The sequence below is a fragment of the Hymenobacter sp. genome (genome assembly GCF_031398885.1).
Lineage (GTDB): Bacteria > Bacteroidota > Bacteroidia > Cytophagales > Hymenobacteraceae > Hymenobacter.
The window spans coordinates 1-10,306 of record NZ_JANNOD010000107.1 but is presented as its reverse complement, the minus strand read 5'-3'; the positions used below and the strand labels follow the sequence as shown (position 1 = coordinate 10,306).

Annotated in this window: 8 protein-coding genes; 2 read left to right on the top strand and 6 right to left on the bottom strand. The window is 64.8% G+C overall.

Features of this window, described 5'->3' with window-relative positions:
* Positions 1-134: 134 nt before the first annotated feature.
* Positions 135-560 (bottom strand): hypothetical protein, encoded by a 426-nt coding sequence (locus tag RMO51_RS19620; protein ID WP_310397660.1) that lies wholly within the window; start codon positions 558-560, stop codon positions 135-137.
* A 257-nt stretch (positions 561-817) separates the two neighbouring features.
* On the opposite strand from RMO51_RS19620, the gene RMO51_RS19615 reads away from it, so the two are divergent.
* The gene (locus tag RMO51_RS19615) at positions 818-1,624 is read left to right on the top strand and encodes a S1/P1 nuclease (RefSeq protein WP_310397658.1); all 807 of its coding nucleotides are present in this window, start codon (positions 818-820) and stop codon (positions 1,622-1,624) included.
* A gap of 69 nt (positions 1,625-1,693) precedes the next feature.
* Here the strand turns inward: RMO51_RS19615 and RMO51_RS19610 are convergent, their stop codons facing one another.
* The 5 genes from RMO51_RS19610 to RMO51_RS19590 all read right to left on the bottom strand — a co-directional run bounded on the left by RMO51_RS19610 (position 1,694) and on the right by RMO51_RS19590 (position 8,421).
* Positions 1,694-2,944, bottom strand: a complete 1,251-nt coding sequence (locus RMO51_RS19610) for an O-antigen ligase family protein (protein ID WP_310397655.1) — start codon at positions 2,942-2,944, stop codon at positions 1,694-1,696.
* Between the two features lie 321 nt (positions 2,945-3,265).
* Positions 3,266-4,651: a CehA/McbA family metallohydrolase gene (locus tag RMO51_RS19605; RefSeq protein ID WP_310397653.1), complete on the bottom strand. Its 1,386-nt coding sequence runs from the start codon at positions 4,649-4,651 to the stop codon at positions 3,266-3,268.
* A gap of 682 nt (positions 4,652-5,333) precedes the next feature.
* Entirely contained in the window at positions 5,334-6,092 is a 759-nt protein-coding gene (locus RMO51_RS19600) for a LytTR family DNA-binding domain-containing protein (protein ID WP_310397652.1), read from the bottom strand.
* A 161-nt stretch (positions 6,093-6,253) separates the two neighbouring features.
* Positions 6,254-7,390, bottom strand: a complete 1,137-nt coding sequence (locus tag RMO51_RS19595; RefSeq protein WP_310397650.1) for a histidine kinase — start codon at positions 7,388-7,390, stop codon at positions 6,254-6,256.
* An 86-nt stretch (positions 7,391-7,476) separates the two neighbouring features.
* On the bottom strand, positions 7,477-8,421 hold the full coding sequence (locus RMO51_RS19590) for an alpha/beta hydrolase (protein ID WP_310397648.1): 945 nt from the start codon (positions 8,419-8,421) through the stop codon (positions 7,477-7,479).
* 843 nt (positions 8,422-9,264) lie between these two features.
* Between RMO51_RS19590 and RMO51_RS19585 the strand changes: the two genes are divergently transcribed.
* Positions 9,265-9,741, top strand: a complete 477-nt coding sequence (locus RMO51_RS19585; RefSeq protein ID WP_310397646.1) for a carboxypeptidase-like regulatory domain-containing protein — start codon at positions 9,265-9,267, stop codon at positions 9,739-9,741.
* The last annotated feature ends 565 nt before the right edge of the window (positions 9,742-10,306 follow it).

The following is a 10,306-nucleotide window of genomic DNA, read 5'->3' as shown; positions in this document are numbered from 1 at the left end:
AGCAGTGAGCAACAGGAACGTCATGCAGAGCGGAGCGAAGCATCTGGCGGGGGGTAGTAATTCAATCGTTCAACGATGCGGGGGAGATGGTTCGCTCCGCTCTGCATGACGTTCCTGTTGCTCACTGCTCACTGCTAATTGCAAACCGCTAACTGCTCACTGACAACCGTCTGTTGCTGCAACCACGCGTAGGCGGAAGCCACGTCGTCGAACGTGCCTACCCGCGGGTAGTCGATGGCGTGCACCTTTTCTTCGTTGCACCGCCGGGCCAAGGGGTTGCGGGGCAGCACCCAGGCGATGTACTGCAGGCCCGCGGCCCGCAACTCGTCGAGCCACCGCACGCCCCAGTCCGTGAGCTGGGCCGTGGTGCGGGTGACGCCGGAATTGTCGTTGAGTATTTTCTGACAGGGCCACACCCGCAGGCTGGTCAACAGCAGCGCGCAGGCCGCCCGCGACGCCTCCTGGTCGTACTCACCTTTCCAGTCCGCGTACAGCCACTGGTTTTGCATGTCGTGGCCAATATACAGTTCGGGGGAATCAACAATAGCGTGTAACGACATGGCAAAACAGGGAGATGAATGAAGGCAACGGAATTAAAATTGGTCAAAATTACCATCGCAACCCCCTTATAACTAAATGTTTCGCACTGGCTGCCGCCCCGCCAGGAAAGGCCATTGCGAATTTGTTAAGGAAGCGCCGCTTAGCCCCGCATCCCTAGCTTTGCGGGGCCGCTTTCTTTGACAAGGTGCCCAGTTTAGTGGCCCATTTTTATTTCGCGACTTTTTACGCTTCCGTTATCTTTCAAACCCCTCGTGCAATGTTCAAAAAGTGTATTGCCCTGCTGGCCCTGTTATGCGCGCCGTTTAGCCTGCTGGCCTGGGGCGTAGTGGGCCACCGGGCCGTGGCCCGCATCGCCGAAAACCACCTCTCGGCCGCCGCCAAACGGGAAGTGGCCCGCCTGCTGGGCACGGAAACCCTGCCGCTGGTCAGCACCTGGCCCGACGAAATCCGCTCGGACCCGCAGTACGGCCCCACCGCCCCCTGGCACTACGTGAACGTGGCCGTCGGCCTCGACCTCGCCGGCTTCACCAGCCAGCTCAACGCCACCCTGGCCCCCGCCCCGGCCGTCCCCGCCAACGCCTACGCGGCCCTGCTGCAAGTGCGCCAGGACCTGAAGAACCCCCAGAAAACCGCCGCCGAGAAGCTGTTTGCCCTCAAGTTCCTGGTGCACCTGGTGGGCGACGTGCACCAGCCCCTGCACGTGGGCCACGCCGAGGATAAGGGCGGCAACGACATCAAAGTCACCTGGCGCAGCAAGGACGAAACCAACCTGCACAGCATCTGGGACAGCGCCCTGGTGGAATACCCCGGCTTCACGTACCTGGAAATGGCCACCGCCTACGACCGCGCCACCCCCGCCCAAATCAAGCAGTGGCAGCGGGACGACGTGGCCACTTGGCTCTTCGAATCCTACCGGCTCTGCCCGGCCGTGTACGCCGCCGCGGCCACCACGCCCAAGCTCGACTACCACTTCTACCCCACCTTCGGCCCCACCGTGCAGCAGCAGATTCTCAAAGCCGGCATCCGCCTGGCCGGGGTATTGAACGAAGTATTTGGGAAATAACCGCTCTTCTAAACACGATTCGTGAAGAAGCCCTGGCTGCATAGCCAGGGCTTCTTTTATTTCCGCTATTCACGACGGCGGCAACAACGAGGCAGCGCGGCGCTCCGCGGCCACGACCAGGAAGCCGTAGCCGAACACGAACAGGTTGAGGCCGATTTGCAGGCTCAGCGCATCGGTCACCATCATGACGGTGGCTTGGGTGATGATGAACAGGCCAACGTAGGGGTCGCGGCGGGTCGCGGGCCGGACCAACGGCCTGAACAGCACCGCCAGCCACAGCGCCAGGCCCACCAGCCCGCCGCCCATCCAGGCCTGCAAAAATTGGTTGTGCACCTCCACCCGGTTGCCAGGCCGCAGCCCCAGGTCCCGCCACCGGTACTCGTCCATCATGGCCGCGTGGGTATCGGCCGGGCCCACGCCCAGCAGCCAGTGCTGGCCGATGACGGCACTCGCCGTTTGCACGGCCGCGAGCCGGCGGGCCAGCGAGTAGTCGTTGATGTCGTGCCCCTGCGTGAACTGCTCCACGTCCCAGACCGTGCTTCGGACCCGCTCCCGCACCGATTCGAGCGTGCGGTACGCCAGCCACGGCCCCAGCCCCAGCAGCAGGCCCAGGCCCAGGCCCAGCGCCAGGTGCCGCCGGGCCAGCAGCCGCACGGCGCAGGCCAGCAGCCCGGCGTATAACACCAGCAGCCCCGAGCGGTAGGCCAGCACGTGCAGGGTGAGGACGGCAATGGCAGCGGCGACCAGCAGCGCGACGCGCAGCCCGGGCGCCGCCCGCAGGCCGCGCTGCAGCAGCGCGCCCCAAAAACAGGCCAGCGCCAGCATCACGCCGAATGAAATGTGAAACACCCGGGTGACCACCGGAATATTCTGGCCGATGCGAATGGCCTCGTTGGCCCGGGCCGGGTCGAGCAGGTACTGGCCCATGGTGGCCAGGCCCACCGCCGCCGTCCCCAGCACAAACAGGCTCCCCACCGCCAGCCGCTGCCGGGCGCTGAGCGGCACCGCGACCGCGAAGGCCAAGGGCACGCCCAGCCAGGTCAACTCCCGAAACAGCTCGTGGCGCCACGTGGCCCACTCGCTGGTGTAGAGGCCGCTCAGCAGCAGGAACCCCACCAGCGCCGCCGCCCACCTGGCCGCGCCGTTGCGGAAGTAGTGGGGAAGGTCGCGGCGCAAGTGCGGGTTGGCCAGGGCGGCCAGCACGCCCACTACCGGCGCCAAGGCCACCAGAAACCGCGCCGCCAGCAGCCCCACCACGCCCGCCAGGCAGGCCAGCCACAGCAGGTGCTGCGAAAGACGGCCCGATGAATAATACTGCACAGCTACCGGTAGAGAGTGAAATAATGGATTGTGACGCCGGCAATTGCCGTGGCGCCCATCCTCCAAAGGCACAAAGATGGCTTCATAAGGCTTGTGCATTTGACAAGTCAAATGCACAAGGGCTGCTTTACCGGAGGGCGAGTTCCCACCACAGCCGCCGAGGCCGAGGACATTGGCAGGCTTTGGCAGTTGCCGAACGGGGCTGAACGGGGCCGAGCCGGGACTCGCCGATGCGGGCGCGGTGGCCGGCGTGGGCGTGAGCAAGTGAAACACGCTCCGCGCAACTTTATTGCAATTCGCCGTTTCCAATCAGCTTGCCTTCTACTCCCCCAGCCAAATCGGGTTGGTCAGCGCAACCATTTCCCCTCGGGGCGTGCGCACTTCCACTCGCAGGTACTTGGTCGACCCCGCTTTAACCGTCCAGCGCAAGCCCGCGGGCTTAGCCGAAACGACGTTTTCGGTGGCTATCACTCCCTGGTCGCCACAAAGCGTGACCACCGCGGCCGGCGCATTCACCAGCGAAAAAGCCAGCTGAATGGTTTGCCCGGCGGCGGCGAACAGCCGCTCGCCGATTTCCGCCGTGGCGCTGCCTGCCCGCGCCGTGAACGCGAGGCTGATGCGGGGCTCGGCAATGAGGTAGGCGCGGCCGGCCTTCAGGCCCTGCACAATGCCCGTCCGGGACAGGCCCGTGGCCTTGACCACGGTTTGGGGGATGCCCAGCCGGCTGTCCGAGGGACCTGCAATGTGGGTGTCGCTGGCCGCAATGGCCAGCTTGTACGTACCGGCCCGCAGCAGCTCGTCCCACCATTTCAAGGCGGGCTCGTCCAGAAAATCCCACTTGCCGTTCCACACCTCGATGCCGTCGAAGTCCTTCACCGCAAACTTAAAGCCGTTGGCAAGCTCCTTGTTGTAGAAAGGGTGGTTGATAATGGCCAGGCCCCCATCGGCGTGGACCTGCGCCAGGCACTGCGTCACGGCCCCGTCCTGGGGCGTGTACCGCCAGTCGACGAGGGTGGTGGGATTCAGCCCCACGGCATTCCAGTGCCCAAACGCCGTGGTCGTCACCTCTTCGCCGTTGATGATGAGCAGCTTGGGAACCGCGTACTTGCCCCAGCTCAGGTTGGCGCTGTTGGTGTTGTGCTCCGTCGACACGATGAAGTCCAGCCCTTGCGCGGCGGCTTCGTCCACCAATTCGCGCGGGGTGCGCTTGCCGTCGGAATGCAGCGTGTGCATGTGCAAATCGCCCCGGTACCAGCCCGCTTTGGTGTTGACCGCCGCTGGGGCTGGGCTCACGGCAAAGGCGCCTTGCTTGTCGGCGCCCGGCACCAGCGTCACGGCCAGCTCCCAGTCAATGCCCGTGGGCAAAATCGTGGAAGGATAAATCAGCACGTGCCAGAGGCCGGGGGTAATTTTTCCGGGCACGTAGCCGGTCGAGGCCTCTTGGGCATTCAGGAAGAACTCCGTCTTGGCGCCGCCCGACCAGCCCCGAAAGCCGGCCGTCGTCCCGGCCCGGTGACCCTCGGGACCGTAGATGCCGAGGTTGAGGACATTTTTTCCTTGATTCGAGTAGATTTCCCGAACGCGAATTTCCGCGATGCCCGGCGGAACTTCCACGGGCACGTACACCAGCTTGAACAGGCTATCCGCCGGCACAAATCCTTTTTTGGAGATGCTGATGGCACTTTGGGCGGCCGCAACGGGTGCCAAACCCAACCAGTAAACAATCAACAACGCTTGTTTGACGCTGAGCATAACGGCTTCCTGTTTTGCAGCGGGGCCAGCACCCCGCCGCGCTCGTGATTCTCTGTTGCCTTCCCCGGCAGCGCACAATCCTCTGGTTGCCCCGGCAGTCTCTTCCGGGCAGTCTTCGGGTCGAACGGATTTATCCGATTGGTACAAAGAGAGGTTTTGTGCGTTAAGCCAGGCTCTCTTACCTGTTGTCTTTTCTGTTTTTGGTTGATATTCTATGCCGTGCGAGTTCCCGTCGCGCAAGGTCCGCCCGGGGTTGTGCCCGGCAAGCCGGGCGCTGGAAAATTTGAGTCAGCGGCCCCGGCGGGCGCGGTGGGAGAAGTTGCGTTCCGTCCCGGCCAAGTAGCCCGACTAAGCATTAGCAAATCCAAATTGCGGAACAGGCGGTCAAGCCCCAGCGGGGCGACACAGTGGCAGGAAGAGGGCCGTGGAAGAGGATAAAGCCCCAGCGGGGCGATACTCGTCGAAACGGGTGTCGCCCCGCTGGGGCTTCAACAACCCAGGTAAAGCTGTTTTTCTACCGATGTGCCGCCCCGCTGGGGCTAACGTTCAATAGGCCGCAACTTGGGTTAGCAAGCACTAAAGAGAACCGTCGTGGACCCGTCCGACAGCCGCATTTTTTCTGCGTGCCGGCCGGAACCTACAGGCTCAACAGCTCCCGAAACCGCGCAGACTGCTGGCGCGACACCTCTACTTCGGGACCGTCGCGCAGCGTCAGGCGCAGCGTGTTGCTGAACCAGGGCTCGACGCCGGCAATCCACTTGAGGTTGATGATTTGCTGGCGGTTGACCCGGAAAAAAACCTTGGGGTCGAGCCGGGCCTCCAGTTGTTGTAGCGTGCGCGGGATGAGCGGGCGGTGGTTCTCGAAGTGAATGCGGGTGTAGCTGCCGTTGATTTCGAAGAGCTTGATGTCGGCCAGCTTCACGAACCAGCACTGCTCGCCGTCCTTCACAAACACCTGGTCCTGGGCGGAAAGGGGCGCCGGGGACGGGGCCAGCGCGGGCCCCCCGGCAGCGCCCGCAGACGGCTCGGCCCCCGCAGCGGGCGCCCGCAGCAGCGTGCGGGCCTTGGCCAGCGCGGCGGCCAGGCGGGTTTCCTGCACGGGCTTGAGCAAGTAGTCCAGGGCGTTGACGGCGAAGGCCTGCAGGGCGTACTCGTCGTAGGCGGTGGTGAAGATGACGTGGGGCGCCGTTTCCAGCGAAGCCAGCAGCTCGAAACCGGTTTGGCCGGGCATCTGCACGTCGAGCAGCAGCAAGTCGGGCCGCAGGGCCTGGATGTGGGCGCGGGCCTCGTCGGCGTGGCGGGCCTCGCCCACCACGGCCACGTCGGCAAAGCCCTGCAGCAGGTGGCGCAGCTCGGTGCGCGCCAGGCGCGAGTCATCAACCAGCAACACGTTCATCGGCAAGCAGGAAGGGAAGAAAAAGATTAATACGTGCTGTTACGCCGTCAGTCGGCGCTGGCGCGCGCCTCCGACGCGCTGCCGCCTGGGCGGGCGTAACGTCGGTTGGTAATGCCCCGCAGAACGCTGCCAAAGTTCGCTCGCAGCATCAACCCGGTTGGTTACTCACCCGGGCGAGCTGCTTCGGCAGGCTCAGCACGACGGGCTGCGGGCTCTGCGTAATGGTTTGAGGAAGCGGGCGCCAGCGGCAGGCGCAGCTCGGCCGTCACGGTATCGGCTTGGTGCGCGTCGTCGCCGATGCGCAGGCTGGCGCGGGGGCCGAACAGCAGTTGCAGGCGTTCGTGGGCATTGGGCAGGCCCACGCCGGTGTGGTCGGGGGCGGCGGGGTTGGGCCGGTAGCGGCCCGGGTTGCGCACCGTAATGAGCACTTGGGCTGGCCCGTCGGGCTGCGCGGTTATCTGAACGACGCCCCCGCCGGGCCGCGGCGCAATGCCGTGCTTAATGGCATTCTCCACCAGCAGCTGCAGGGTCATGGGCGGCAGCAGCACGTCGAGGACGGCGGGGGCGGCGTCCAGGGTGTAGTGCAGCCGTTCTTCCAGCTGCAGGCTTTCCAGGGCCAGGTAGTGGGTCACGATTTCCAGCTCCCGGGCCAGCGGCACCTGTTCGCGGCTGTTGAGCTGCAGGGAATAGCGCAGCAGGTCGGAGAGGTGCGTCATCATGGCGCGGGCGCGGGCGGGGTTTTCCAGCACCAGGGCCCGGATGTTATTCAGGCCGTTGAACAGAAAATGCGGGTTTATCTGGGCCTTGAGGGTGCGCATTTCGGCCTCGCGCACGGCCGCCGCCAGCTTCCACTTGTCGATGTCGGCCCGCCGGTAGTCGTCGAGGTAGTGCAGGCCAAAGTAGATGGTGGACCAGAGCCACATCACGAAAAACACCTGCAGCGCGTAGCCCAGGTACATGAGCGGGGCCGGCTGGCTGCCGGCCGGGGCACGCACCAGGGCCGCCACCAGCCCGATAATCAAGCCCTGGCTCAGGCCCGCCACCAGCACGTGGGCCACCAGCAGGCGCGGCAGCAGCGCCAGCACCGACAGGCGCAGCCAGCCCCGCCGCCGCACCCAGAACCGCAGCCCGTGGCTGAGCAAAATCAGCACCACCACCACCACCAGCTCCAGCTGCACGATGAACCACGCGAACCGGCCGAAGATGGAGTACAGCGCCACGCCCAGCAGCCCGTACAGCCCCCAGCCCACCACCTGGAGCGACCAATACAAACGGCGACGGGCGGACAGCAGCGGCATGGCGGCGAGGTGAAGGGAAAAGGGAATATACGGCCTGAGTCGCCATGCAAAAGCGGCCCGAGGGTCAGCACTCGGGCCGCCAGCCGTTACTTTTTGGCCACCGCGTGCTGCTTCAAGAATGCATCGGTCTGGGCAAAAAACCACGCCGTGTCGTCGTACATGAGAAAGTGCCGGCCGGCTTCCGACAGTTCAATGCGCTGCTGCGGCAGCTTGGCGTACTGCTGCACGAAGACGGCGCGGGTGCTTTCCTTGGTCGAGCCGTATTGCTGGTAGGCGGCCCAGGCGCCCAGCACCAGCACCGGCTGCTGAATGCGGCCGAGGTCGGGGCGCAGGTCGATGGTAAACAGGTCGTACATGGCCTGGGCCGTGGTGGCGGGGTTAGAAGCCGCGCTCCAGCGCGCCAGCTGCGTCACGCGGGCCGTGTCGGTCACGAGGCCGGCCACCATCTGGCGCTGGGCGGCCGCAGTCAGCTTGCCTTGCCGCATCTGCTGGCGCATGCCCGCGGCCATGGGTTTGGCGGTTTCCACGGTGGCGGCGGGGTTTTGCACGGCGCTCAGGAAGGGCAGCGAGTCCACAATCACCAGCGGCCCCAGGGCCTCGGGCTGGGCGGTGCTCAGCAGCAGCGCCAGAAAGCCGCCCAGGCTGTGGCCGACCACCACGGGCCGGGTCAGCTGCTGGGCTTTGATGTAGGCCAGGAGCTGGTCGCGCACGACCGGCAGCAACGGGTCGGTCACGGCCGTGGGCGCCAGCCCCCCGAACCCCGCCAACGATACTACGTGGCACTGGTACTGCTGCTGGTAGTGCGCCACGGCCTCGTCCCACACCGCGCCGGGGCAGGTCAGGCCCGGAATCAGGAGCATGGGCCGGCCCTGGCCCACCACCCGCACGCGGAAGGTGGGGTGCTGCGCGGGGTTGTCGGCCGCCGGGGACATCAGGGGTTGGGCGGCCGGAGCGGCCAGCGCGGCCGGGCCCGGGGCGTTAGCCAATAACAACGCAACGGATAGGAGGCGGGCAAAAGCAGGAGTTTTCATGGGAACGGGGGTTGGGGGTGATGGAATGACCCAAACTTACCGGCGCCCCGCAGCGGACGAAACACAATTTCCGTGAACGGTAACCAGCCCTGCCGAATGGACCGGGAGCCCGCCGAATGGCAACGCTCCAAAACCACAAACCCTGTTTACGCTTTTCAGCGCCACTTCCAATTGGTGAGACGGGCAGGTGTCCACGGCCTGGTCAAAAAACCAGCGGCAGGGGTTCCGACCCGAAGGACTCCCGGAAGCGCGGAGCAGCCGCCCCGCCCCTTTCGCTCAGCACCGGTTGGTGCCGGTGCGGCAGCTGTGACTGCATATGCATGGCTACGTCCACCCTTACCAATGCCCAACCGTTTGCGGGATGCCAGGAGCACCCGGCTGGGAAAAGCAAGAATTCTTCTTGTTATCATCCTAAATTATCGTACCTTTCGGCCGTTTAACCAATCGCCTGGCCGGCGGCGATGCCACGCCGCGGACCGGGCTTTCGACCCCTGAGTGCGCCGCCAACGCTTGTCCTCAATCCAAATCAGGAGCCAGCAGCAGGTTCCGTTAACCACCCCTAAGGCCCGCCACGCGCTTGCCAAAAAGCTACGGATGAATAGCCCAATCCGGCACGCTATTCCCCTGAACAAACACTCCCCGGCCCCGGCCATGACCGCCGGCGGTTGAAACCAATTCGAAATTGCTCCAGTTAGTCCGTTCAGTTTTGAGTCGCCTTTGATTTTTGGAAAGGCAACTTCCGCCCTTTGCCCTTCGCGTTAAGGGAGCTGCTCTACCACAGCCGACGTACTGTTAAGTTGTTACGCAGCGCTTTTTGCCTCTTTTCACTCTTTTTCATTCACCATGCGCCTATTTTTTCTGGCGGCCTTCGCCCTGGCGTGTAGCGCCCGGCCCGTGGCCGCGCAACGCACCAACTCTCCCCGGCCCACCACGCCCAGCGCCCAAGAACGCATTGCCTTAGCCACCCGGCCCGCCGAAGCCACCGAAGCGGGCGCCCCGCGCCTGGCCTGCGCGCCCCTCGTCGGCCAGGTGTTCGACCCCAACGGCCAGGCCCTCGTCGGCGCCACTTTGCTCGTCAAAGGCACCCACCAAGTGTACGTCACGGATGCCACCGGCTGGTTTCAGCTCACCGACCCCGTGTACCAGGGGCAGGTGCTAACCCTCGATGCCGCGGGCTACGTCACCCGCGAGGTGGCTTTGGCCGAGTGCACGCTGCCGCGCCTGGTGCTGGAGCGCGACGCCGGGGCCCGCATCAAGCGCAGCGGCAAGCGCGCCGGCCAGGTTACGCGGCTGGACAACCGGAGCACTACGCTCAAGTAGCAGCCCGGCCCGTTAGCGCCCGGCGCACCTGACTTTCGCCAGTGGCTGTCGAAGGCCATCGGGTCAAAATCGAGGCCGACTAGGTCCTCGTACTCTCGCAGGGCCACGTCCCAGAGCCGGACCAACACGCCCGCCCGCACCCACTGCCGAAAACGTGCGGGGGCCGCGCCCAAAGCGTATCGAAAGTGCGGAACGCCTGAATCGTGCCCCCCTCAAAAATACAGCTCTCTTCTCTATCCTGTTCGGATAGCCTCTCACAGCGCATCAAGCTGCGCAAGCCCGCCCGCGCCTACGTTTCGGTAGCCGAGTTCGGCGCATACACCAGCCTCCCCGAGACCGAAGTAGCCGCCGCGCTCAACCGGAGCTGAAGGCACCCTGTAGGCAGTCTGTAGGCTGTCTTGTCTTTGTCTCGTCTGTCTCGTCCGTGTCTCGTCCGGCTATAGCTATACAGGTGGAGGTGATAATCCGGCCTGCGCTTTACAGGCCGGGGTGGTAATCCGGATTGGACTTTACAGGTGAGGAAGATAAGCCGCGAATTTATTTCCGCCGCCAGGGCTGGGTGTCA